Here is a 25,144-nt window from a genome sequence, read left to right on the forward strand (position 1 = left end):
ACCAAACCTAACCAAACTCCGAATACCGAGGAGTAGTGGTCGGCAGACACACGGCGGGTGCTAACGTCCGTCGTGGAGAGGGAAACAACCCTGACCAACAGCTAAGGTCCCCAAGTTATGGCTAAGTGGGAAAGGATGTGAGACTCCCAAAACAACCAGGATGTTGGCTTAGAAGCAGCCATCATTTAAAGAAAGCGTAACAGCTCACTGGTCTAATTAAGGGGTTTTGCGCCGAAAATGTACCGGGGCTAAAGCCATACACCGAAGCTTTGGGTTCACCGCAAGGTGAGCGGTAGCGGAGCGTTCCGTAGGCTGATGAAGGGAGACCCGTGAGGGCTCCTGGAGGTATCGGAAGTGCGAATGCTGACATGAGTAACGATAAAGGGGGTGAGAGACCCCCTCGCCGAAAGTCCAAGGGTTCCTGCTTAAAGTTAATCTGAGCAGGGTTAGCCGGCCCCTAAGGCGAGGCCGAAAGGCGTAGTCGATGGGAACCACGTTAATATTCGTGGGCCTGGAGGTAGTGACGGATTGCGGACGTTGTCTTTCCTTATTGGATTGGAGAGGCAGCCATGTGGTCCCAGGAAATAGCTCCTCCATATAGACCGTACCCGAAACCGACACAGGTGGACTGGTAGAGTATACCAAGGCGCTTGAGAGAACTCTGCTGAAGGAACTCGGCAAAATGCACGCGTAACTTCGGGATAAGCGTGACCCTTGTTCGGGCAACCGGATGGGGGTGGCACAGACCAGGGGGTAGCGACTGTTTATCAAAAACACAGGGCTCTGCGAAGTCGCAAGACGACGTATAGGGTCTGACGCCTGCCCGGTGCCGGAAGGTTAAGAGGAGGAGTGCAAGCTCTGAATTGAAGCCCCGGTAAACGGCGGCCGTAACTATAACGGTCCTAAGGTAGCGAAATTCCTTGTCGGGTAAGTTCCGACCTGCACGAATGGCGTAACGACTTCCCCGCTGTCTCCAGCAGAGACTCAGTGAAATTGAATTCCCCGTGAAGATGCGGGGTTCCTGCGGTTAGACGGAAAGACCCCGTGCACCTTTACTATAGCTTTACACTGGCATTCGTGTCGGCATGTGTAGGATAGGTGGTAGGCTTTGAAGCGTGGGCGCCAGCTCGCGTGGAGCCATCCTTGAAATACCACCCTTATCTACATGGATGTCTAACCGCGGTCCGTTATCCGGATCCGGGACAGTGTATGGTGGGTAGTTTGACTGGGGCGGTCGCCTCCTAAAGAGTAACGGAGGCGCGCGATGGTGGGCTCAGAACGGTCGGAAATCGTTCGCTGAGTGCAATGGCATAAGCCTGCCTGACTGCGAGACTGACAAGTCGAGCAGAGACGAAAGTCGGTCATAGTGATCCGGTGGTCCCGCGTGGAAGGGCCATCGCTCAACGGATAAAAGGTACGCCGGGGATAACAGGCTGATGACCCCCAAGAGTCCATATCGACGGGGTTGTTTGGCACCTCGATGTCGACTCATCGCATCCTGGGGCTGGAGCAGGTCCCAAGGGTATGGCTGTTCGCCATTTAAAGCGGTACGTGAGTTGGGTTCAGAACGTCGTGAGACAGTTCGGTCCCTATCTGCCGTGGGTGTAGGAATATTGACAGGATCTGTCCCTAGTACGAGAGGACCGGGATGGACGTATCTCTGGTGGACCTGTTGTGGCGCCAGCCGCATAGCAGGGTAGCTATATACGGAACGGATAACCGCTGAAGGCATCTAAGCGGGAAACCGACCTGAAAACGAGTATTCCCTGAGAGTCGTGGGAGACCACCACGTTGATAGGCCGGGTGTGGAAGTGCGGCAACGCATGGAGCTTACCGGTACTAATAACTCGATCGGCTTGAATCATTCTCATTGCTTATGCTCATCTGGGCTTATGCTCATCTTGAGCGCTCACGCGGGTTTGCCTTGCAAACCGCTGCGCGGGCGCGGCGCATGAGCGCCGACGGCCAGTCGGCCCTTGCAGGCTTTGCCTGTATTCTGGCCTTGTGGGCTTCGCCCGGAGCCAGATAAATCAATGACCGAAAGGTCAACCAGCTTCTCGATTACATGCGTTTCGCCGACCTGGTGGTTATGGCGGGGCGGCTGCACCCGTTCCCATTCCGAACACGGCCGTGAAACGCCCCAGCGCCGATGGTACTTTGTCTTAAGACACGGGAGAGTAGGTCGCTGCCAGGTCTGCAAAACGCATGGAAAGCTTCTCGACACAAAAACAAAACAAAAAGGCCGCAAAAGCGGCCTTTTGTCATGAAAACAGGCAAAACAACGCAAAAACGTTGACGCGGGGTGGAGCAGCCCGGTAGCTCGTCAGGCTCATAACCTGAAGGTCGCAGGTTCAAATCCTGCCCCCGCAACCAAATATACCAAAAATATCAGCTATTTAGAATCGAGCCGCGCCCGGCGCCAAGGCGTCTTTCTTGACGCCGCAACGCCACGGCAACACTTTGCCTGAACGCGTGACTGACATCATCCCCTGAAATGGTCCCCATTTGCGGCCAGCCTGTTCCTCAACGTGACGTGCACCCCTTTTTTGGATCGCCCTGAATCGAAACATCCGGGGTGTGTGGCACATGCGGCAGAAGGCGCCGGCGAGCCTTTCGTCAGCGATATCGGCGGCTTGTTGCCGATTGCGCTGTGCGGGCAGACAATTGTTGTAGTCCTTATGCCAATCCTCCATTTTCGCGCGGGCACGCAATCCACAGGAGAGTGTTATGTACGTTTCTGTCACACGAAAGGGGCAATCGCGCGCCATCCAGGCCGCGAGGGCACGGCCGACGACCGCAATCCACCCCGCGACTGACGAGAGGGGCGTGAAACTCCATGCTCGTGGGAGAATTGGCCCCGGCAACCGGAAGCGGGCAGCGGCGGTGCTCCGGATGAACGGATGTCGCAAGCACGCGGCGATCAAATGTCGGCTGTTGCAGCGTCTAGCCATCTCCGTGTGGCCGGGCTCAGATGTGGCGAAAAGGTTTTGCGCAGCTCTTCGTGATAGGCATTGATCCACTGGCGCTCCTGCGCGGTCAGTTTGTCAACCAACAGCATCCGCGTCTCAATGGGCGCGAATGTCAGGTTCCGAAAGGCCAGAAAGCCGTCGTTCTCTTCGACAATCTCGACAAGGTTCTCGATGCGGATCCCGAACGCTCCTGCCTCATAATAGCCGGGCTCGATCGACAGGACCATTCCGGGTTTCAGGTCCACGGGATTGTATGGTTTGCCGATGCGCTGAGGCTGCTCGTGCACCGAAAGCTGGTGCCCCACGCCGTGGCCCGTACCGTGATCATAATCCAGACCCAGATCCCACAAGGGGCGTCGGCAGATCGCATCGATGTGATGGCCCTGCGTGCCTTTTGGGAAGCGCAGCGTCATCAATGCATGAAAGGCCTTGTAGACAGCGGTGTAGGCGCGGTCATATCCTTCGGGCCGGGGCCCGAAAGCATAGCTTCTCGTGGCGTCGGTCGTGCCCGTTTCGTATTGCCCGCCGCTATCGAGCAGATAGGGGTTCTCCGGTAGAATGGGGGCGTTGCGCTCAGGGCTCGTCGCATAGTGGCACATGGCGGCATTGCCTGCGGCAGCGGAGATCGAGTTGAAGCTCTCGCTGATGAAACCGGGACGCGCCTGCCGCAGTTCCAGAATTTTCTCTTCCGCTTCGCGCTCGCTGACGGGATTGCCCGCTTTCGCACGCGACGGCACAGTGGCGGACAGCCATGCGTGAAACTCCGTCCAGGCAACGCCATCGTCCAGATGACAATTGCGTATGCCCTGCAACTCCGTCACGTTCTTTACGGCTTTTGCCAGCGTGATGAGGCCCTTTCGGGGCAGGATCTCCGCACCAATCTTCTCCAGTGTCTGGCGCACTGCAACCGGGGAGAATTCGGGGTCGATCATCACGCGCTGGCCTGCTGCGATGCGGGTTTCCAGTTCCGGCAGGAATGCCTCGAACGGCTGGAGGCCGACATGATCGGGGATGCTCTCCCGCAAGGAAACGTCCAGCTTTTTGTCTGCAACGAACCAGACCACCCTGCCATCGCGTCCTGCCAGAATGAAGGAATGCGGCATGGGGTTGAAGGCGACATCCGAGCCCCGCACGTTCAAGAGCCAGGCGATGTTGTCGGGCTGCGTATCGACGATGAAATCGGCACTCTCCCGCTTCAGGTCTGCCGCGAGTTCAAGTGATTTTTCTTTGCTGGTGCGCCCCGAATACTGAAGCGGAAAAGCACTGATCCGCCCCATGGGTAGGGGCGGCTGATCCGGCCAGATGGCGTCGACGGGATTTGTGTCCTGGGCCAAGAGGACTGCCTCGACCGTGTCGCAGGCGCGTGCAAAACGGTCGAACCAGCTTGGCGGCAGATGCATGGCGTCATAGCCGACACGCCAGGCCGGCTGCGCATTTTCCGCCAGCCAGCATTCCGGCGGCTCATTGAAAATATGGTGGTGGGAAAACAGCGGACCAGCGCACTCATTGCGCACCTGCACCTGATAGCGACCGTCGACAAAGAGCGCGACGGTCTTCGCCGTGACGATCGCCATGCCAGCCGAGCCTGAGAAACCGGTCACATAGGCAAGGCGCTGATCGTGCGGCGCCACATATTCTCCCTGATGGGCATCGAAGCGCGGCAGGAGAAATGCATCGAGCCCTCTTTCAGACATTTCCTCGCGCAGGGCGGAAATGATTTCGGCAGTGCCGCGGCGGGTGGTATCAAGCATGGGTTTTGACCTCTTCGGCATGATGGCAGGCGACCTCGCCGCGCCCCTCGATCGAGCGCAATGCGGGTACGTCCTTTCTGCAAATTTCAGTGGCGTGCGGGCAGCGCACATGGAAGGGGCAGCCCGGCGGCACATTGAGCGGTGACGGCAATTCGCCTTCAAGCCGTATGGCGTTTCCCTTCTCATCCGGATCGAGGGAGGGCGCGGCGCTCAGGAGCGCCTGCGAATAGGGATGTGAAGGGCTGGCGAAGAGCGTTTCGCTGTCGCCGATCTCCACGATGCGTCCCAGATAGATGACGGCGACCCGGTTGGAAACATGGCGCACCAGTCTGAGGTCATGGGCGACGAACAGAATGGTCAGGTCAAGCTCTTCCTGCAAGGAGAGAAGCAGATTGACCACCTGCGCCTGAACCGAGACATCGAGCGCAGAAACGAGTTCGTCAGCGATGAGCACTTCCGGTTCCACGGCCAGAGCGCGGGCGATGGCGATGCGCTGGCGCTGACCGCCGGAGAACTCGTGAGGCAGCTTGGCCGCCGCATTCTGCGGCAGGCGCACCAGATCAAGCAGCTCGGCAACGCGCGCCGGGATCTCTTTCTCGGAACGCATGCCGTGGACGCGCAGCGCTTCTTCCAATATCTGCCCGGCGGACATGCGCGGATTGAGAGAGGAATAGGGGTCCTGAAACATCATCTGGACACGGCGATTGTAATCGCGGTCGTGTTTGCTTTCAGATGCAAAAATGTCCTCGCCACGATACTGAATGCCGCCATGTTGCGGCTTGTAGAGCCGCACAATGCAGCGGGCCAGTGTCGATTTCCCGCATCCCGACTCTCCGACGACGCCGAGCGTTTCACCCTTCTCAAGGGCGAGGCTTACCCCGTTCAGTGCGCGCACCACCCGCGCCGGACGGCGGCGGATCACATCGACAAGCGTGCGGGGAGTGGAAAACTCCAATCCCAGATCGCGGATCTGCATCACGGTTTCGCTCATCGGGAGGCCTCCATGCTTTGGCAAACGGGATTGAAGCACGCGGCCAGACGGTGCTCCGAAACGGCATCCAGAGGCGGGCGTTCGCTGCGGCAGATATCTTTCACATTCTGGCAGCGCGGCGCGAAGGCGCAGCCCATTGGCAGGGCGTCCAGACCCGGCGGGGTACCGGGGACCGAGTAAAGCTGGGTGCGGGGTGGCACATCCTGCGGCACCGAGCGCATCAGCCCCTCCGTATAAGGGTGTCGCGGCGTGCGCAGAACCTGACGCACCGGTCCCTGTTCGACAATGCGCCCGGCATACATCACCGCCACATTCTCGCAGGTTTGTGCGACGACACCGAGATCATGGGTGACGAGTATGACTCCCATATTCATCTCATCGGCCAAGGACAGGATAAGATCGAGGATTTGTGCCTGAATGGTGACATCAAGGGCGGTTGTCGGCTCGTCTGCCAGAAGCAGTTTCGGCTCGGCCGCCAGCGCAATGGCGATCATCACACGCTGGCGCATGCCGCCTGAGAACTGATGCGGATAGGCATCGAGACGCGAGGCGGGATCGGGTATGCCCACATGGTCGAGCATCTCGATGGCGCGGTTACGGCGCGCAGCCCGACCGAGATCCGTATGCGCCTTGAGCGTTTCGGTGAGCTGAACACCGACGGTCAAAAGGGGATTGAGCGAGGTCATGGGCTCCTGAAAGATCATGGCGATCTCCCCACCCCGGATCGGGCGCATTTTGCGCTCGGGCAGGCTCAATATGTCCTGCCCCATCCAGCGAACCTCGCCGCTGACCTTGCCGTAGCGGCGCGACAGGCCAAGCAAGGAACGCAGCGTGACGCTCTTGCCCGAGCCGCTTTCACCCACAAGGCCAAGAACCTCGCCCTCTCGCACCGAGAAGCTCACATCCCGCACTGCCTTCAAAGCGGAGCTGCCTCGGGCAAAGGTGGTGCTGAGGCCTTTCACATCGAGAATGGTCTGCGTGTTCATTGTGCTCTCTATTCCCTCAACCGCGCGGGCGCAGAAGGTCGGCCAGCCCGTCGCCGATGAGCGAGAAGCCCAGACCCGTGAGGACGATGGCGATGCCCGGCATCAGGCTGAGCCACCAGGCGGTTGTGATGAAATTTCGCCCTTCTGCGATCAGCACACCCCATTCGGCCTGCGGCGGTTGCGCGCCAAGGCCCAGATAGCCGAGCGATGAGCCAAGCAGAATGGCGAGCGCCATATCCGTCATCCAGTAGACGACCACCGGCGTGATGGCATTGGGCAACAGGTGGCGGAATATGATACGCCGGTCCGAATAGCCCATGACGATACCCGCCGCCGCGTAGTCATTGCCCATCTGGGCGATGACTTCCGCGCGCATCAGCCGCGCATAATAGACCCAGCCAACCAGTGTGATGGCGATGTACATGTTGGTGAGGCCCGGCCCCAGAACGGCAACCACCGCGATCACCAGAACGAGAAACGGGAAGGTGATGATCGCATCCACAAGCCGGCCGAAAATCATGTCGGCGATGCCGCGATAATAGCCCACCAATGCGCCAACCACGACGCCGATCAGCATGGCGAAGACCGTGGCCAGAAAAGCCATCTGCATATTGACCGAATAGGCAGAGATGACGCGGCTCAGACTGTCGCGGCCCAGCATGTCGGTGCCGAAGGGATGGGCGCTGCTGGGTGGCTGTTTGACCGCGTTGTAATCAATGAAATTGGGATCGTAGGGCGCGAAGGCCTGCGGAAACACTGCAAGGATGATGGAGAACCCGATGATGGCGATGCCCAGAAGGAAGCCGGGTTTGCGCAAGGCGATGCGCAGCCGGGTCTCACGACCCGTCGGGGCAGAGACGGCAGTGTCAGTCATGTCAGTCTTATCCTCGGATCGAGTGCGCTCTGGCACAGGTCAGTGAGGAGAAACACCAGGGAGACCAGCACCGCGAAGGTCAGTGTCAGGCCCTGGATCAGGGGGGTAGTCGCGGGCGAAAATGGCCTCCAGCATCAGTCGGCCCACGCCGGGAACGGCAAAGACCGTTTCCGTGACGAGGGTTCCGCTCATCATGTTTCCGATGGAAAGCCCCACCAGCGTGATGGTGGAGATCAGCGCATTGCGCAGCACATGCCGGCCAAGGATGAGGCGCACAGGCAGGCCCTTGGCGCGGGAGAACTGCACATATTCTGCATCCAGCACTTCGATGACGGCCGAGCGCAGATTGCGCATGATGATGGCCGATGTGTAGAGCGCGACGGCAATGGCCGGAAGAAAGAGGTGGTAGAGCTGGGCGGAAAAGGTCTCGCCATAGCCGCCAACGGGAAACCAGCGAAGCTGGGCCGCGAGGAAGGTCAGAAGAATGAGGCCTATATAGAAGACCGGCATCGACAGGCCCACCTGAAAGGCGCTGCGAATGGCCGTGTCGGGCCAGCGACCACGGTTGAGCGCCGCCACGAAGGCGAGCGGGCCGGCGATGATCAGCGACAGGAAAACCGCATAGACGGTGAGGAAAACCGTGGTCGGCAGCCGGTTCATGATGACGTCGATGACTGGCGCGCGCATCAGGATGGAGGTGCCCAGATCCCCTTTCAGCGTGTTGGTCAGGAACAGCCAGAACTGCATGAGCAATGGCTCGTTGAGCCCCAGACGCTCGCGGATGGCGGCAAGGTCGGCGTCCGAGGCACGGTCGCCGGCAATGGCAATCGCCGGGTCGCCGGGCAAAAGGCGCACCAGAAGGAAGATGATGATCATGACCAGAAGGAAGGTCGGAATCATCAGGATGAGACGGTTCACTATGTATTGGAGAAGGGCCATCGGGTCCTCACGGATCGCGCCGCCGCCGGCAGAAACCGGCGGCGGCTCAAAGGGCTCAGCGGCTTATGGACACTTCGTCGAAGACGTTGTTGCCAAGTGGTGTCTGGATATAGCCATCGACCTTGGCGGAGACGGCCACCGCAAAGGGCGTCTCATACATGAAGAGCAGTGGTGCTTCCTCAGCATAGATCTCCTGCATGCGTGCATATTGTTCGGCGCGTTTTTCCGGATCGATCTCGGTTGCGGAAGCCTCAAACAGCGCGTTGAACGCGTCGTTCTTCCAGCCAGTGCCCACTGCATTGGCCGTGGGCGTATAGCCCAGCCAGCTGACCACCTGACTGGGGTCGTTCACATCATTGACCCAGCCATAGGTGTGGATGTCGTATTCACCTGAGCGGTTTTTCGCGCCGCGGGTCGGGCCGTCCACCTGCTCGACTTCCAGCTTGATTCCCAGCGGTGACCACATCTGCTGAAGGGCTGCGAAGATCGTGCTGTCATCGGCGGAACCTGCCAGTGTGGTAAAGGCAATCTCCGTTCCGGTTTCAAGACCCGCCTCTTCGATCAGCGCCTTGGCCTTTTCCATGTCATAGCCATAGAGCGGGTCCATATCGACGGCGAGCGGGGTGGCCGCAGCCATCAGAGGCGAGGTCATGGGCTTGCCGGCACCCTGCAGCACCAGTCCGATCAAGGCTTCCTTGTTGGTGGCATAGTTCAGGGCCTGCCGCACGCGCTTGTCGGCGAGCGGGTTGGCGCTGCCATCGGCACGGGTCTCGCGGGTGTTGATCGGCGAATAGATGATGCGTGTTGATGGGAAGAGGTTCATGTCTATTTTCGGATCGGCTTCCAGTTCGCCAACCCGCGAAAAGGGAATGAATTCGGCAATGTCGATCTCGCCCGCCTGCAGCTTTAGAATGCGGGTGGCATCGTCGGGAATGATCTCGAAGTGGACACGCTCAAGATAGGGAAGAGCTTTGCCGTCCGCACCAATGCGCCAATAATGTTCATTGGCGCAGAAATCCATCGATGTGCCCTGCTGGAAGCCGCACAGATAGAAGGGACCGGAGCCGACACCAGGGCCTCCGGCCGCGAAAATCGCGGCGGATTTCTCCTGATCTGTTTCACCTTCGGCTGCCTCGAATGCCGCTTTCGAGACAATGCCGGTGGTGAAGGTCGCAAGCATTGAGAGGATCGTCGGGTCGGGTGTCGTGAGTGTCACCGTCACCTCGCGCCCATCGGCGGAAACGCTTTCAATGGTGCCAAGCAGATTGGCCCAAGGGCCCAAATCCGGGTTGCGCGCGCGATCAAGCGAAAAGACCACATCATCGCCGGTCAGAGGCGTACCGTCCGAGAAGGTGAGCCCCTCGCGCAGGGTCAGTGTCACGGTCTTGCCGTCGTCGGAAACCGTGTGGCTCTCCGCAAGGCCGGGCTCCACCCCGGTTCCATCGACGCTTGGGCGCAACAGCGTGTCGAAAAGACTGCCCACCATCCAGATATCGGGATTCCTGTCGGCATAGATCGGGTCGATCAGGTTCGATCCGTCATATCGGGCGAAGTTCAGCGTTCCGCCACGTTCCTGCGCAAGTGCCGATGTGGCCAGGCCGGCAACGACAAGTGCCGTTGCCGCTTTGAGTGTGTGATGCATGTCTGTTCCTCCCAGATCGATTTGGCATCGAATGAGGGAACCAATACAACATATTTTGCTATTACTAAAATCTTTTTTAGCAGGCACTCAAATTTCACGAACGGCCGGTTTGAGCCTATCGTGAAAAAGCACCAAGGCTGCTTGATAGCGCTCGGCTGGGCGTGGTGCTGACCCAAAGCTCGGTGGTTTCGATGTCGCCCGTAACGCGGGAGAAATGCGGCTTTTCGGTGTTGTGATGGATCGTGTCGCCGGCGGACATCCGGAAGATCTCGCCATCGAGATGGTACTCCATCTCGCCCGCCATCAGATAGCAGAAAACCTCGCCCGGATGGCACATATGTTCCGATTCATGTCCGGGTGGGCGGTGAACGATCAGCGGGTAGAAAAGGGCGCCGGAAAAGCCCGGCCCCAACCTCTCATAGAGACGATTATCGGCGCCGATCGCATAGGTCTGGCGTCTGTTCGCTGGAATGTATTCGCGAAACTCTTCCTTCACCCGCACCAGTTCTTCAACACTTGTATCGAGCGCGGTAGCGATCGCCATGAGGGAGCTGACCGAAGGCGAGCTGATGTTGCGCTCCACCTGAGAGATGAATCCTATCGTCAGTTCCGCGGACTGCGCCACCTCGCTCAGTGTCTTTCCCAATGCCTTGCGACGTTTGCGAATCGTGGAACCGATGGTGGGAGAGGTGTCGGGAGGTGTGGAGACCGATCGGTCGGACGAGGATTGGTTTGAGAGGGGTGTTTTCTTGCTTGGCATTATCGGTCCCTGAAATTGCGTCACCTCGCAGAGACATAGCACGGAAATATGCTTTGCTCCGGGAGCAGGAAGCGAATGTAAGGGGGGTGCTTTGATCCGTCACTAAAAAATGTTTTAGTAGCGTTCTCCCAGGGGAACTTCGGTGGGTGAGGGAGTCCTGACCTTGGGTCGGATCAGGCGCAGCGACCGGATCGAGCTTGTGTTGCTTCAAAAATTGAACTAATACATAAATTATTGAAGTTCGATATCTGACCTGTGAACGTGTCGGCCGGGAGGGAATTGCATTGGGGAGTGAAGAAGAACCGTCCGGTTCCGCGCCGATAAGCAAGGCGGATCTCGGGCGTGACATCCGCAGGCGTCGCCGCGCACTGGACAAGACCCTTAAGGAGGTGGCGGACGAGGTGGGGGTCTCCATCGGATTTCTGTCCCAGGTGGAGCGGGGCGTTTCAACACCATCGCTGTCTTCACTGCACAAGATTGCCGAAGCGCTTGGAATGAGTGTCGCGTCCTTCATCGCTCCATGGCGGCATCCGAGTGTGGTGACCCGCAACAATGAGCGGGAGTTCTTCACACTGGGTGACTCCAACCGGAAGTATGAGCTGATGGGGCGTGGTTTCCCCGGCGCGCAGCTCAACGCCTGTCTTGTGCATCGCGAGCCGGGGCACGTTTCCGAGGTGATGCGCAATGACGGGGAGGAGTTCGTATTCATCCTGGAGGGCAGCGTTCTCTATGAGATAGGCGATGAAACCCATGTGCTGCACAAGGGTGATTCCATGCATTTCCAGTCAGATCAGCCGCACCGCACCTCGACGGTGGGAGAGACCACCGCGGTAGAATTATGGGTTGGTACCCTGCCAGTTTTCAAATGAATCCATCGCCGGTCTGGGAGGATCGGCAGGAGATCGAAAGGGAGGAACATGAAGATCATCAACACACTGGCGGCCGCGGCTTTCGCGCTGTCGGCCAGCCTGGCGCCTACGATGGCGCGTACGCCTGATGACACGCTCGTCGTGGCCGATGCCATTGATGACGTGATCAGCCTGGATCCCGGCGAGGTTTCCGAAGTGGGTGGCGTTCTGACGAGCAATCAGATCTATCAGCCGCTGGTCTCTTTCGATGTCAGCGACCCGTCCAATATCAAGGGTGTTTTGGCCGAGAGCTGGACTGTCTCGGACGATGGCAAGACCTTCACCTTTACGATGAACCCGGACGCCAAATTTGCCTCCGGCAATCCCGTTACAGCCCATGATGCGGAGTATTCGCTTCAGCGGGTGGTGCTGATGAAATCGCGCTCTGCCTTCATCATCACGCAGTTCGGTTTCACGCCGGAGAACGTGAAGGAACGGATCAGGGCCATCGATGAAAAGACCCTCGTCATCGAGATCGATGATGCGTATGCGCAAAGCTTCCTGCTGTACTGCCTGTCATCCTATGTAGGCGGCATTGTCGATTCCAGGCTCGTCAAGGAGCATGAGGTCAATGGCGATTTTGGCAATGGCTGGCTCAAGACGCAGAATTCCGCCGGTTCCGGCCCCTTCGTGCTGACAAGATGGGAGCCCAAGCAATCCATTCTCCTGACGCGCAACGAGAATTACTGGGGTGAGGCGCCGGGCGTGAAGCGCATCTTCATCCAGCACAATTCCGAAAGCGCCTCACAGCGTCTGCTGCTGGAGAAGGGCGATATTGATATCGCCAACAAGCTCGGGCCAGATGATTTCGACGCCATCGTCGAGAACCCGGATATCCAGACACTCAACGGGCCGTCGGGAACTATCTATTATATGGGTCTCAACGTTCGCAACGAGCATCTCGCCAAGCCCGGGGTGGTCGAGGCGATGAAATATCTCATTGACTATCAGGGCATTGCCGAGACCATCGGCCAGGGCACGATGAAGGTGCACCAGACGCTGGTTCCCGAAGGCTTCCTGGGCGCACTCGACTACAACCCGTACAAGCTGGATGTCGAAAAGGCGAAAGCGCTTCTTGCAGAAGCCGGCGTCTCAACCGGTTTCAAGCTGGAAACCGTGGTCTGGAACAATCCGCCCTACACGGATTTCGCGCAGGCCGTCCAGGCCACCATGGCCCAGGCAGGCATCGAACTCGACCTCCAGGTCGTTGACGGTCAGCAGTGGCTCGACCGTTACCGCAACCACAATCTCGATATCTGGGTCGGTCTGTGGGGGCCGGATTATCCCGATCCCCATTCCAACGCCAAGGCCTTTGTCGTGAACAGGGAGGATGCTCCAGACGGCTCTGATAGCCTTGCCGATCGCTTTGGCTGGGATGCCGGAGATCTGTCCTCCATGGCCATGGCGGCGGTCCGCGAACAGGACACGGAAAAGCGCAGAAAGCTCTATCAGGAGATCCAGAAGTCTCACACGGATACCTCGCCCTTCCTCTACATGTTTCAGGAGGTGCGTCGTGTGGCGGTGAGCTCGAAGGTCAAGGGGCTGGTGCTTGGTGTCACCTTCTCCGATGATCGCTACTGGGCTGTTTCGAAATAGGCCGACACAGGAAAGGCGCGGTGGCGGACACGGTTCGCCGCTGCACCCCTCCGGTGCAGGCGAGCGGGTGGACGTTCCTTGAATTACGCAGTTTTCACGACCTTGCGGCGCGCAGCTTCATGGTTGATCACCATTGCAATCACGCTGATCGGCCTTGTGGCCCTGACATTCGTCATTGGCCGTGTCGTGCCGATTGATCCGGTACTTGCGATCGTCGGCGAAAAGGCGACGCCGGACGTTTATGAGAAAGTCTATCTGGAGCTTGGGCGCGACAAGCCCATCGTGGTGCAGTTTTTCACCTATCTCGAAGGGCTCGTTCGCGGTGATTTTGGCCAGTCCTTCGTCACCAACAGGCCAGTGCTGGACGATCTGCTCGATTTTTTCCCCGCCACGCTGGAGCTCTCCACAATCGGACTTGTGATCGGGGCGCTGCTCGGTGTGCCAGCGGGTGTTGCCGCGGCGTACTGGCACGACAAGTGGCCGGACCATCTCATCCGGGCGATAGCACTTGTCGGCTATTCCGTTCCCGTCTTCTGGCTGGGGCTGGTCGGACTTTTTGTCCTTTATTACAAGCTCGACTGGGTATCGGGGCCCGGGCAGCTGGACGTTTTCCATCAGGGCATCGTTTCTCCGGTCACCGGCTCGGTCCTGATTGATAGCGTTCTGGCCGGGGAATGGGAAATCTTCGGCAATGCGTTCAGCCACATCATCTTGCCGGCCCTGCTGCTTGCCTATTACAGCCTTGCCTACATTTCGCGGATGACGCGCTCGACCATGCTCGATCAGCTCAACCGCGAATATGTTCTGACAGCGCGGCTGAAAGGGGCAAGCGAATTTCAGGTGGTGGTCGGTCACGCCTTGCGCAATGCCGCCATCCCGCTCGTCACCATCATTGCGCTTTCCTACGGCTCCCTGCTGGAAGGCTCTGTGCTCGTGGAAACCATCTTCTCCTGGCCCGGCATCGGAAACTACCTTGCATCATCGCTCTTTCGTGGCGACATGAATGCGGTGCTGGGCGGGACATTTCTCGTGGGTGTGGTTTTCGTTCTTCTGAATGCCGTTTCCGATCTTCTCTATGCCGCACTCGATCCGCGCGCTCGCGAGGTGCTGGCATGACGACCTCTCTGGACTACAGGATTGAAAGCCGGCGTGCGCTGCGGGCCGCGCGGTTGGAAGAGTTCAAGCGTTTTGCGCGGCGCTTCCGCCGCAATGGCCCCGGCATGGTGGGGCTTTCGATTATTCTGCTTTTGCTTTTGTGCGCTGCCTTCGCCCCGCTGCTCGCAACCCATGATCCCTATATGCCTTCACTGCCGGATCGCCTGTCCGCACCGGGGGGAGAATTCTGGCTGGGTGCAGATGAACTTGGTCGCGACATCTACAGTCGCATTCTCTACGGCTCCCGCCTCACTCTTATCATCGTGATGCAGGTGGTCGCGATTGCAGCGCCCATCGGCCTGATCATCGGCGCGGCATCCGGCACCTGTGGAGGGCTTCTGGACAAGGTTTTCATGCGGGTGACGGATGTGTTTCTGGCTGTGCCGAAACTGCTGCTCGCGCTCGCTTTCGTTGCCGCGCTGGGGCCGGGTATCTTCAATGCGATTCTGGCCATCACGCTCACGGCTTGGCCGCCCTATGCCCGAATGGCGCGCGCCGAAGCATTGAGCCTGCGCAATGCCGACTACGTGAATGCGGTGCGGCTGGCAGGCGCCTCCGAACCCTATATCATCGCCTATCACGTCATTCCCATGTGCCTGTCCTCGGTGATTGTGCGCATGACGCTGGATATGGCCGGTATCATCCTGATTGCCGCCGGCCTCGGCTTCATCGGCCTTGGCGCGCAGCCTCCACTGCCCGAATGGGGCGCCATGATCTCCACCGGCAGAAAATTCATTTTCGATCAATGGTGGGTGGCGACCATGCCCGGCATAGCCATTTTTCTCGTCTGCCTTGGCTTCAACCTCCTTGGAGATGCCATGCGCGACCTGCTGGACCCGCATCTGAGGCAACGCGCATGAGTGAGACACCGCTCGTACAGGTGGAAAACCTGCGAATATCCTTTCCGCGTGAAGACGGGACGGAGCATGAAGCCGTGGCGGGGGTCACGTTTTCGGCAGGCCGGGAGAAACTCGGCATTGTCGGTGAGTCAGGCTCGGGAAAAAGCCTTTCAACACGCGCGCTCATGGGGGTCCTTCCGGACTATGCCCGTGTGTCGGCCGATCGCCTGCAGTTCCGCGACACAGACCTGCTCACCGCCTCGCCATCGGAGAAGAGGAGGCTGCGGGGCGGCAGGATGGGGATGATCCTTCAGGACCCGAAATTTTCGCTCAACCCGGTGCTGCGGGTCGGCCGGCAGATTGTCGAGGCAATTCGCATCGGCGATCCTTCGCTTGGAAGACTGGCCGCACGGAACAAGGCCGTCGACATGCTGGAAGCGGTGCATATCCGCAACCCTCAGCAGGTCTTCGATCTTTATCCGCACCAGGTCTCCGGTGGCATGGGGCAGCGTGTCATGATCGCCATGATGATGGCGCGGGAACCGGACATTCTGGTGGCTGATGAACCCACTTCCGCACTCGACGTGACGGTCCGAAACCAGGTTCTTTCAATCATGGAAGAGATGGTGACGCGCCGCAATGCGGGCCTCATCCTGATCAGCCATGACCTGAAGCTGATCAGCAGTTTCTGCGACCGGGTGCTCGTCATGTATCGCGGCCGCATCGTGGAATCTCTCCCATCCGGCGATCTGCACAGGGCACAGCATCCTTATACACGCGGCCTGATTGCCTGCCTGCCGTCCATCGACGGACCACTCGACCCGCTGCCGGTACTGCAGCGTGAAGAAAGCTGGATTGCTTCGGAGGCGCAGTCATGATCCGCGTTGAAAATCTCACGGTTCGTTTCGGACCGGTCACGGCGGTTCGCGATGTCAGCTTTTCTGTTGCCGAGGGAGAGGCGTTCGGTCTGGTAGGGGAATCGGGCTCGGGAAAATCCACCGTTCTGAGAACCATCATGGGGTTGAACAGCGACTGGAGTGGCGTGATCACCGTCGACGGGAAACCGGTTCGTCAGACGGGGCGCAAGGCGTTTGCGAGGCTGGCACAGATGGTGTTTCAGGATCCTTACGCTTCGCTGCATCCCCGGTTCGCCATTGGACAGATCATCGCTGAACCCATGAAGCTCCATGGGATGTCCGACATTGAGGCACGCACGGATGCACTTCTGGAGATGATCGGGCTGGGTCCATCCTTCCGGTTCCGTTTTCCACACGAACTCTCTGGAGGGCAGAGACAAAGAGTGGCCATAGCCCGTGCACTGGCACTGGAACCACGTCTCCTCGTGCTTGACGAGCCGACTTCGGCGCTCGACGTTTCAATTCAGGCAGAGATCCTCAACCTGCTCAACCGGCTGCGGCGCGAGCTCAATCTGACGTTCCTGCTGGTGAGCCATGACCTGGCGGTCATTTCCTATATGTGCGACCGGCTCGCCATCATGCGCAATGCGCAGATGGTAGAAGTGCTGAGCCGGGAAGACCTGCGGCAACGCAAGCTGAAACATGAATATTCGGCCGAGCTGGTGCAGTCTTCCCTTGAGGGAATGGCAGCAGACTGACCGGTCCTCAATATGTGGTACACCATCCCTCCAGGAACCGGTGTGCGTTGATGTCGTGCGCGCACTCAACGGTCAGCGGCATGTGACGCATTCGTTCGGCAGGCCCTGTCTGCTCCTCCAACATAGCTCTCACCGGCATCCCGGAAGGGCTTCCTGCGGACGCGGAGGAGGCGGCTTCCATGTCTCGGGCTCTGGCGGGCAGATCCGCCTGCATCGATGTGCAACAGCTCAAGGGGAATATCGATCCGGGGGCAGAAGCGGTGGCCGTGTGTTTGAACACCTCGCGCGGCTTTGAACTCCATTGGAAAGGGAGCGTTACGTGACTTGTCCGGTTGCGTCCAGCTGCGAGCAACGCTAGTATTCCGAGGTTATTTTCGCTGGTGATGATTGTGCCGTTTCCAAACTTGTCACGCCATTTCTGGACGAGGGCCCGCCTCCGGTTCATGAACCACGCGGGAAGCCTTATCGCATGCATCTAGCCCTGGCGCGGCCGAAAGGCCGTCGACCGGGGGCCGGAAATCCCAAAAAACCTGAAATTCGGTTCTGATTTCCGGGTCCGCCACCGTCGGCCCGGTGGAGATGCATCATGACAAAACATCTTAAGCGCCGCGCGCATGCGGCAGTTGCGTTTGCGATCCGATGGGGGCGCAAATGAAGATCCTGATCATCGGTAGCGGGGTCATTGGTGTAACCTCAGCATGGTACCTGTCGCGTGAAGGCCACGATGTGACCGTGGTTGACCGAAAAGGCGGCCCGGCACTTGAAACGAGCTATGCCAATGCAGGAGAGGTCTCTCCCGGATATTCGTCGCCCTGGGCGGGCCCCGGTGTTCCTCTCAAAGCGATGAAATGGCTGTTGATGAAGCACGGACCCCTGGTGATCCGCCCGAAGCCGGATCCGGCGATGTGGTCCTGGCTTCTCAAAATGCTCCTGAATTGCACCTCCAGACGCTACGCGATCAACAAGGCACGCATGGTTCCCCTGGCTGAATACAGCCGTGACTGCCTGCGTGAGCTGCGTGGCGAGACGGGCATCGCCTATGATGAGCGATCGAATGGTACGCTGCAGCTGTTTCGCGAGAATCGGCAACTCGATGGCGTTGATGGTGACGTGGATGTGCTGAAGCGGTTTGGCGTTGGCTTTGAGGTTCTCGACCGTGCTGGCTGTATTGCCGCCGAGCCGGCCCCTCTCGCAGGTGGCGGAAAAGTTTGTCGGAGGGCTTCGGCTTCCAGGGGATGAAACGGGCGATTGCCGTACATTTACCGAACGGCTGGCCACGCTCGCTTCATCGTCAGTCGAGTTTCGATACGGGGTGCAGGTCGACGGGTTGATCTGTGAGGGTGGAAAGGTCACTGGAGCAGCCACGACTGCTGGTTTGATTGCCGCGGATGCGGTCATTGTCGCGGCGGGAAGCTATTCGCCTCGTCTGCTGGCCCCGCTGGGTGTGCGCATTCCGGTCTACCCGGTCAAGGGATATTCGCTGACGCTGCCGATCCGAAACGAGGCGCGTGCTCCGATCTCGACTGTCATGGACGAAACCTACAAAATCGCGATCACGCGCCTTGGAAATCGCATTCGTGTGGGAGGGACGGCGGAGATTGCCGGCTTCGACCGCTCCGTGCCCGCATCCCGACGGGCGCCACTGGAACATTCGGTGAGCGACCTGTTTCCTGAAGCGGGTAGCCTGGAGAACGCCGAGTTCTGGAGCGGGCTTCGCCCGATGACGCCCGATGGCCCGCCAGTCATCGGTTCGACGCGTGTTGCAGGGCTCTTCGTGAACACCGGTCATGGCTCGCTTGGCTGGACCATGGCCTGCGGTTCCGCCCGGGTTCTGACGGATATCGTCTCAGGCAGGAAGCCGGGGGTCGATGTTTCGGCTCTGGGACCTGACCGATACGGTACCTGAGGTTCCTGCTTTATCCGGCTGGCTGCGGGTTTGACACGCAGCCTGCACCGATTGAAGCGCTGGTTCGAATTCCTATATGATGTTCATGTCCAGATTGCTTTCCTTTCCAACACGCAGGACCACTTCGCGAAGCCATGCGGAGCCCGGGGCGGTGTCGCGCTGATATAGTGCATCGGCTCCCTGCCGCTCCGGGTATCGTTTGCAGGATTGACGTCCGGTGCTGGAGAGAGACGTGTTCGACAAACAACTGGTTCGCCATTCTGGGCGTCTTGGTTTTCTTTCATCGCAGGCATTGTCGTTTTGCTTTGACCGCTTGCCGGCGCGCTTGACGCAGGACGGCATTCGGTTTGGCGAGGTTCGGATATGAGCCGAAATCGCGAAAAAATCATGCGCGTTCTGGTGCCGACGCTTTGCACGTTTGCGTCTGTCGCGTCATACATGCTGCATCCTCAGGTCATTGAGTGGTTTGGGCTGGATGTTTCGCACAAACCGATCCGCGTTTTGACGGGGGGCGTCGCCTATTTTTCAGCGGCATGGTTGGGCGGTCGGTTTGTGGGACTGGCACTGGAGCGTGCAGGGCGCAGGCGGCGTCAGGTGCCCAAACTTCTGCTTGAACTGGTTTCGGCCGCTCTATTCATTGCTGCAACAATCGCCACCATCATGCTGGTAATCGGGCAGAGCTGGAGTGGTGCGATTGCCGGGTCAGGGCTGATCATCGCGGTTCTCGGTTTCGCGTTGCGGGGAACGCTCGCAGATGTGTTTGCCGGTATTGCTGTCGGGATCGAGGCGCCCTACCGCATAGGGGACTGGGTCTCGATCAACGATCAGACGAGAGGGCGGGTGATAGAGATTGGCTGGCGAACAACGCGTCTGTTCACCCGTGATGATACTTATGTGATCCTTCCCAACAGCCAGATTGCGCAGCAGAAGCTTACCAATTACAGCGCGCCGAACCGCAAATACCGGGCGCAGGTTGAGGTGGTGCTTGGTCACGATCTCCCGGTGAACGATGCACGCGAACTTCTGACGGAAGCCGCGGCGCGTTCCCCGATAATTGTGAACGTGCCAAAACCCGATGTGCGGGTCGCTTCGTACGATCTGGAGGGCATTCGCTATCACGTTCGATTCTGGGTCCCGAGCTTCGCCGACGACGTGGATTGTCGGGACGCAATTTTTGCGCAGATCGACGCTGCTCTCCGGGAGGGTGGATTTACACTGCCGGCCCCCGGTTTCCGGCTGCTCGGGGACCGGGTAGTGCCGGTTGGTTCAACCCGAAATGGCTGAAATGTCAGGTCTCGGCCCTGTGATCGAAAAGCTGGCCGGTCTGCAAGGTGGAAAAGTGACGTTCGAGAAATGAAACGGTCGTATTGAGAAAGATCTGTGCGGCATCCGTCAACGGGACCTCCTCCGGCCGCGCCATCGCGAAGCGGTGAGTGATGTTTTGCTTCAGCCTGCGAATGACCACGGGCATGTGAGCATAGTCGCGCGCCATCATCTCGTTGACCAGCGTCACTCCAAGACCGGCGGCGGCCATGCCACAGGCAGACAGGACCGAATGCGCTTCCAGCCGCACATTCGGGCGGATACGGTATTGTGAAAACAGCGTGTCGATCTCATGTCGCGGGGCCCGCAACCGGCCAAGCAGGATCAAGGGTTCATCGGCCAGATCGCGCACGTCTATTTCACTTTCCACGGCGAGTGGATGGTCCTGCGGCAGGACGCAGACTGTGTTGACCTGGACCAGCGGGGTTTCCACCAAGCCGCCTTTTTGCACCGGCATTCGCAGAAAACCCAGTTCCGCGCGCTCATCAAGCAGCATTCTCTCGATCGTGTCATACGAGCCGCTGTGCAGTTCCACCTGAACCATTGGCGACTGGACGAGAAATTCCCGGATGATCGCCGGTACAATGGAGAGAGTGAGGCTGGCGGGAAAGGCGAGACGCAGGCGGATGGCCGGTGAATTTCCCTGTCTCAGCTCCTCTGCAAGGGTCAGAAGTTTCTCGCTGCGCTGGAGGAGGAGCTGCATCTGGCCCTGCAGAATCCTACTGTCGCGGGTCGGGATCAAACGTGTCTTGTCGCGCAGGAACAGCTTAATCTTGAGGGTTTCTTCCAGTTGCGTCAGGCGTCGGCTCACCGCCGACTGGGAGAGACCGAGCTTGTTGGCGGCGCCTTGCGTGGTGCCGGTTTCGATGATCGCCTGGAATGTCTGCAGAAGGGCGAGTCGCATATATTATCCTATGCAATAAAATCATAGATCGAGATATTTTTATCATATTATTGCATTGCTTTTCCTGCCGGTGCAAACCTCAGCTCAAGAGAGCGGGCCGACCGGTCACGCTCCGGGGCAGGGGGAATGAGTGACAGCCTTTCTGATACGCAGACTGATGCAGGCGATCATCGTTCTGGTGGCCACTTCGGTGATCGTCTTCACCGGGGTGTTCGCGATTGGCGATCCGCTTGAGATCCTGCTTCCGGCGGATGCGTCGATCGCCGAGCGCGAACAGGTGGCCGAGTCTCTTGGACTAAACGACCCGCTGCCGACCCAATATGTCCGCTTTGTCACGGACGCGGTGCAGGGCGATTTCGGACGCTCCTTCGTTTATAATCGTCCGGCCACCGAGGTCATACTGGAGCGCTTGCCCGCCACGCTCGAACTCACCTTCACCGCGCTCATCATCTCGCTGGTGATCGGCATACCGCTTGGCCTGTGGGCCGGGGTGAAGGCGGGGTCGGCGACCGACGAAACCATCATGACGGGATCGATCCTCGGTTTCTCCCTGCCGAATTTCTGGCAGGGAATGATGCTGATCATGATTTTCTCGGTCACGCTCGGCTGGCTGCCCTCCACCGGGCGGGGCGCGACGGGGAGCCTGTTCGGTATCGAAACCAGCTTCGCTACCTGGGATGGGCTCAAGCATCTCCTTCTACCGGCAATCAACCTGGCGCTGGCGCAGACCGCGCTGGTGATCCGCCTGACACGCACCGGCGTTCAGGAAACCATGCCGCTCGACTTCGTGAAGTTTGCGCGAGCGCGCGGCATATCCTCGCCGCGTATTCTCTTCGTCCATGTGATGAAGAACATTCTCATTCCCATCATCACGGTGATTGGCATCGAATTCGGTTCACTTGTCGCCTTTGCGGTGGTGACCGAAACAATCTTCGCATGGCCCGGCATCGGCAAGCTGATCATCGATTCCATCAACGCGCTCGATCGCCCCATCATCGTCTCCTACATCCTGATCGTGGTGACCATGTTCATCGTCATCAATTTCTGCGTCGATGCGCTCTATTCCCTGCTCGACCCTCGCATAAGGGTGAGTGCGCAATGACCGCTTTTTCGACCTATCTGCGCGGACAGAGCCTTTCGGCCCGAGCGCTGCGCGGCCTTCTGGGCAGCCGTAAAGCAACGCTCGCGCTGGCGATATGCGTTCTTCTGATCGGCGCTGCGGTACTCGCGCCCGTGCTGGCCCCGCAAAACCCCTATGACCTTGCGCAGATCGATTTTTTCGACAGCAAGCTTCCGCCCCTGAGCGAGGGCTCGACCGGCATCACCTATTGGCTCGGCACCGATACGCAGGGCAGGGACATGCTGTCTGCCATGATGTACGGGCTGCGCACCAGCCTGGGCGTCGGCCTTGTGTCAGGTATCTTCGCGCTGGCAGTCGGCACCTCGCTGGGGCTGGTCGCAGCCTATGCGGGCGGGCGGCTCGACAGTTTCATCATGCGTTTCGTCGATCTGATGCTGGGCTTTCCAACCATACTTGTGGCGCTGATGATCCTCGTCGTTTTCGGACAGGGCACGTGGAAGGTCATTCTGGCGCTCGTCTTCGTGCAATGGGCCTATTTTGCACGGGCGGTGCGGGCAGCGGCGCTGGTTGAGTCCCGCCGCGACTATGTGGAGGCCGCGCGCTGCCTTGGCCTGTCGGCACCGCGTATCCTGTTCTTCCAGATCCTCCCAAACTGTCTTCCGCCGCTAATCGTCATCGCCACCATTCAAGTGGCAAGCGCCATCGCCGCAGAAGCCACGCTCAGCTTTCTGGGCATCGGCCTGCCGATCACAGAGCCCTCACTCGGCCTACTGATCGCCAATGGCTATCAGGTGCTTCTGGCCGGCATCTACTGGATGAGCGTTTTTCCGGGGCTGCTGCTTCTGATCCTAGTCTTCAGCATCAATCTCGTCGGCGACCGGCTGCGCGAAACGCTCAATCCGAGGCTGGTACAATGACCGCTCCCCTGCTTGAAGTGGACAATCTGCAAACGCATTTCGAAACGCCCTCCGGCGTGGTGAAGGCGGTGGACGGCGTTTCCTTCACCGTAGCGCGGGGCGAGGTTCTGGGGCTTGTTGGCGAAAGCGGCTCCGGAAAATCCATTACCGGCTTCTCGCTGCTTGGGCTTCTGGATGCGCCCGGTCGGGTGGTGGGCGGTTCGGTGCGCTTCAATGGCGAGGACCTTTTGGCGCTCGACAAGAAAAGGCAGCAACAGATCCGCGGCAACCGCATCGCCATGATCTTCCAGGACCCGATGATGACGCTGAATCCGGTGCTCAGCATCGGCACGCAGATGATGGAAACAGTGCGGGCCCATGACAAGGTAAGCCGCAGCGAGGCGCGCCAGCGGTCGCGCGATGCGTTGGGCAAGGTGGGCATCCCCTCACCGGAGGAAAGGCTCGATGCCTATCCGCATGAATTTTCCGGCGGCATGCGCCAGCGTGTGGCCATCGCCATAGCGCTTCTTCATGGACCGGACCTGATCATTGCCGATGAGCCGACCACGGCACTCGATGTTACGATCCAGAGCCAGATACTCGCTCAGGTGCAGCAATTGTGCAGTGAACTGGGCATGGGGCTCATCTGGATCAGCCATGATCTTGGCGTTGTGGCGGGCCTCGCCCACAAGGTGGCCGTCATGTATGCGGGCCGGATCGTGGAGCAGGGCACTGTGGACGAGGTTCTGGATCGCTCGCGCCACCCCTACACGCAGGGGCTTATCGCCTCGACGCCGATGGCCAACCGGCGCGGTGTGCCGCTGCATCAGATCCCCGGCTCTGCGCCTTCCCCTCTCAACCGGCCGGAGGGATGTTCTTTCCGCCCTCGTTGCTCGCGTGCAAGCGAGGCGTGTGTGCAGGTTCCGGGAATTGATCGCATGCAAGGCCATGAATGGCGCTGTTTCCATCCGCTTGGAGCTCAGACATGACGACGTCACAGGCGCCGCTGGCGCAGGCGGTCAACATCAGCAAGCGCTTTCAGAAAAAGACGGATTTTGCCGAACGGGCAGCCATTGCGCTGGGAGCCATGGCGAAGCCGTCAGTGGTTCATGCACTGGATGATGTCAGCCTCGAAATCCGCAAGGGCGAGGTGGTCGGCCTTGTCGGAGAAAGCGGCTGCGGAAAATCGACGCTTGGACGCATCATGGCCGGAATGCTTGCACCCACGGAAGGCACGGTACTGCGTGACGGCGCTGATCTGGCCGACCTCAAGGGGCGGGATCAACGGGCCATGCGCCTGCGCACGCAGATCATCTTTCAGGACCCCATGTCCTCGCTCAACCCGCGCCGGCGCGTTGGAGACATTATCGGAGAGGCCCCACGTTTTCACGGGCTGGTGGACAAGGCAGGGCAGGACAAGCTCGTGGCCGAGTTGCTGGAGACCGTGGGGCTTCAGCCGGAAATGGCGCAGCGTTTCCCACACCAGTTTTCAGGTGGTCAGCGCCAGCGGATCGGCATTGCCCGGGCATTGGCGGTTAATCCCGATTTCCTCGTTTGCGACGAGAGCATCGCGGCACTGGATGTGTCCATCCAGGCGCAGATCATCAATCTTTTCATGGAACTGCGTGAGCGCCTTGGCCTCACGCTGCTTTTCATCAGCCACGATCTTTCCGTCGTTCAGCATATCAGTGACCGGGTGGTGATCATGTATCTGGGGCGGGTCGTGGAAACGGCTCCCGTCGACCGCATATTCGACGCGCCCCACCACCCCTATACACGCGCGCTTCTGGACGAGATACCGCGCATCGATCGGCGGCACCGGAGCTTTGCGAGCATTCGCGGCGAGATCCCGTCACCTGTCAACCCGCCGAAGGGGTGCCACTTTCATCCACGATGCCCGCACGCCTTTGATCGCTGCCGCATCGAGAGACCGGTACTGAAACAGGTGCAGGCAGGGCATGAAAGTGCATGCCATCTCAACGATTTGCCACCGGCGCAATAGCCACTCA

19 protein-coding genes, 1 tRNA gene, 2 rRNA genes and 1 pseudogene (1 of these 23 running past the window's edge) are annotated in these 25,144 nt (G+C 59.3%); 15 read left to right on the plus strand and 8 right to left on the minus strand.

Translation table 11 applies throughout. The features are described 5' to 3' along the window. The 3 genes from AB2N04_RS06685 to AB2N04_RS06695 all read left to right on the plus strand — a co-directional run. Positions 1-1,865: ribosomal RNA gene (locus AB2N04_RS06685) — 23S ribosomal RNA — on the plus strand (it extends 1,018 nt beyond the left edge of the window). 214 nt (positions 1,866-2,079) lie between these two features. Then, positions 2,080-2,194, plus strand: a 5S ribosomal RNA gene (gene rrf / locus AB2N04_RS06690). 102 nt (positions 2,195-2,296) lie between these two features. Continuing rightward, positions 2,297-2,373: transfer RNA gene (locus AB2N04_RS06695), tRNA-Met, on the plus strand. A 547-nt stretch (positions 2,374-2,920) separates the two neighbouring features. Here the strand turns inward: AB2N04_RS06695 and AB2N04_RS06700 are convergent. The 7 genes from AB2N04_RS06700 to AB2N04_RS06730 all read right to left on the minus strand — a co-directional run bounded on the left by AB2N04_RS06700 (position 2,921) and on the right by AB2N04_RS06730 (position 10,912). Further along, a complete protein-coding gene (locus AB2N04_RS06700) occupies positions 2,921-4,720 on the minus strand; it encodes an aminopeptidase P family protein (RefSeq protein WP_367717824.1) in 1,800 nt (599 codons plus the stop codon). Then, positions 4,713-5,711, minus strand: a complete 999-nt coding sequence (locus AB2N04_RS06705; protein ID WP_367717826.1) for an ABC transporter ATP-binding protein — start codon at positions 5,709-5,711, stop codon at positions 4,713-4,715. The genes AB2N04_RS06700 and AB2N04_RS06705 overlap by 8 nt, the downstream gene beginning before the upstream one ends. Next, positions 5,708-6,697, minus strand: coding sequence for an ABC transporter ATP-binding protein (locus AB2N04_RS06710; RefSeq protein WP_367717827.1), 990 nt, complete (start codon positions 6,695-6,697; stop codon positions 5,708-5,710). The genes AB2N04_RS06705 and AB2N04_RS06710 overlap by 4 nt, the downstream gene beginning before the upstream one ends. 16 nt (positions 6,698-6,713) lie before the next feature. Beyond that, positions 6,714-7,571, minus strand: a complete 858-nt coding sequence (locus AB2N04_RS06715; protein ID WP_367717829.1) for an ABC transporter permease — start codon at positions 7,569-7,571, stop codon at positions 6,714-6,716. Positions 7,572-7,610: 39 nt separating this feature from the next. Further along, the gene (locus AB2N04_RS06720; RefSeq protein ID WP_367717830.1) at positions 7,611-8,510 is read right to left on the minus strand and encodes an ABC transporter permease; all 900 of its coding nucleotides are present in this window, start codon (positions 8,508-8,510) and stop codon (positions 7,611-7,613) included. A 55-nt stretch (positions 8,511-8,565) separates the two neighbouring features. Further along, positions 8,566-10,152 (minus strand): ABC transporter substrate-binding protein, encoded by a 1,587-nt coding sequence (locus AB2N04_RS06725; RefSeq protein WP_367717832.1) that lies wholly within the window; start codon positions 10,150-10,152, stop codon positions 8,566-8,568. 115 nt (positions 10,153-10,267) lie between these two features. After that, positions 10,268-10,912, minus strand: coding sequence for a helix-turn-helix domain-containing protein (locus AB2N04_RS06730; RefSeq protein ID WP_367717833.1), 645 nt, complete (start codon positions 10,910-10,912; stop codon positions 10,268-10,270). A gap of 284 nt (positions 10,913-11,196) precedes the next feature. Here AB2N04_RS06730 and AB2N04_RS06735 point away from each other — a divergent pair, with 284 nt between their 5' ends. The 8 genes and pseudogenes from AB2N04_RS06735 (at position 11,197) to AB2N04_RS06770 (ending at position 20,215) form a co-directional block, all read left to right on the plus strand. Further along, a complete protein-coding gene (locus AB2N04_RS06735; protein WP_367717834.1) occupies positions 11,197-11,781 on the plus strand; it encodes a helix-turn-helix domain-containing protein in 585 nt (194 codons plus the stop codon). Positions 11,782-11,829: 48 nt separating this feature from the next. Beyond that, positions 11,830-13,416, plus strand: a complete 1,587-nt coding sequence (locus AB2N04_RS06740) for an ABC transporter substrate-binding protein (RefSeq protein ID WP_367717835.1) — start codon at positions 11,830-11,832, stop codon at positions 13,414-13,416. 123 nt (positions 13,417-13,539) lie between these two features. Next, positions 13,540-14,532, plus strand: coding sequence for an ABC transporter permease (locus AB2N04_RS06745; RefSeq protein ID WP_367717837.1), 993 nt, complete (start codon positions 13,540-13,542; stop codon positions 14,530-14,532). Further along, on the plus strand, positions 14,529-15,431 hold the full coding sequence (locus AB2N04_RS06750) for an ABC transporter permease (RefSeq protein WP_367717838.1): 903 nt from the start codon (positions 14,529-14,531) through the stop codon (positions 15,429-15,431). The genes AB2N04_RS06745 and AB2N04_RS06750 overlap by 4 nt, the downstream gene beginning before the upstream one ends. Then, the gene (locus AB2N04_RS06755) at positions 15,428-16,288 is read left to right on the plus strand and encodes an ABC transporter ATP-binding protein (protein WP_367717839.1); all 861 of its coding nucleotides are present in this window, start codon (positions 15,428-15,430) and stop codon (positions 16,286-16,288) included. Before AB2N04_RS06750 ends, AB2N04_RS06755 begins: the two co-directional genes overlap by 4 nt. Continuing rightward, positions 16,285-17,025, plus strand: a complete 741-nt coding sequence (locus tag AB2N04_RS06760; RefSeq protein WP_367717840.1) for an ABC transporter ATP-binding protein — start codon at positions 16,285-16,287, stop codon at positions 17,023-17,025. The genes AB2N04_RS06755 and AB2N04_RS06760 overlap by 4 nt, the downstream gene beginning before the upstream one ends. 651 nt (positions 17,026-17,676) lie before the next feature. Further along, positions 17,677-18,931, plus strand: a pseudogene (locus tag AB2N04_RS06765) (D-amino acid dehydrogenase). Between the two features lie 363 nt (positions 18,932-19,294). Next, on the plus strand, positions 19,295-20,215 hold the full coding sequence (locus tag AB2N04_RS06770) for a mechanosensitive ion channel family protein (protein WP_367717842.1): 921 nt from the start codon (positions 19,295-19,297) through the stop codon (positions 20,213-20,215). A gap of 4 nt (positions 20,216-20,219) precedes the next feature. On the opposite strand, the gene AB2N04_RS06775 is transcribed toward AB2N04_RS06770, so the two are convergent. Beyond that, positions 20,220-21,158: a LysR family transcriptional regulator gene (locus AB2N04_RS06775; protein ID WP_367717843.1), complete on the minus strand. Its 939-nt coding sequence runs from the start codon at positions 21,156-21,158 to the stop codon at positions 20,220-20,222. 130 nt (positions 21,159-21,288) lie between these two features. Here AB2N04_RS06775 and AB2N04_RS06780 point away from each other — a divergent pair, with 130 nt between their 5' ends. Genes AB2N04_RS06780 through AB2N04_RS06795 form a run of 4 tightly spaced genes read left to right on the plus strand, consistent with a single transcriptional unit; the run spans position 21,289 to position 25,137 of the window. After that, positions 21,289-22,260 (plus strand): ABC transporter permease, encoded by a 972-nt coding sequence (locus tag AB2N04_RS06780; RefSeq protein WP_367717845.1) that lies wholly within the window; start codon positions 21,289-21,291, stop codon positions 22,258-22,260. Further along, complete coding sequence (locus AB2N04_RS06785; RefSeq protein ID WP_367717847.1) at positions 22,257-23,156, plus strand: ABC transporter permease; 900 nt, start codon at positions 22,257-22,259, stop codon at positions 23,154-23,156. The genes AB2N04_RS06780 and AB2N04_RS06785 overlap by 4 nt, the downstream gene beginning before the upstream one ends. After that, positions 23,153-24,124, plus strand: coding sequence for an ABC transporter ATP-binding protein (locus AB2N04_RS06790; RefSeq protein ID WP_367717849.1), 972 nt, complete (start codon positions 23,153-23,155; stop codon positions 24,122-24,124). The genes AB2N04_RS06785 and AB2N04_RS06790 overlap by 4 nt, the downstream gene beginning before the upstream one ends. After that, positions 24,121-25,137: an ABC transporter ATP-binding protein gene (locus tag AB2N04_RS06795; RefSeq protein ID WP_367717850.1), complete on the plus strand. Its 1,017-nt coding sequence runs from the start codon at positions 24,121-24,123 to the stop codon at positions 25,135-25,137. The genes AB2N04_RS06790 and AB2N04_RS06795 overlap by 4 nt, the downstream gene beginning before the upstream one ends. The last annotated feature ends 7 nt before the right edge of the window (positions 25,138-25,144 follow it).

Source organism: Nitratireductor sp. GISD-1A_MAKvit, assembly GCF_040819555.1.
Taxonomy (GTDB): Bacteria; Pseudomonadota; Alphaproteobacteria; order Rhizobiales; family Rhizobiaceae; genus Nitratireductor.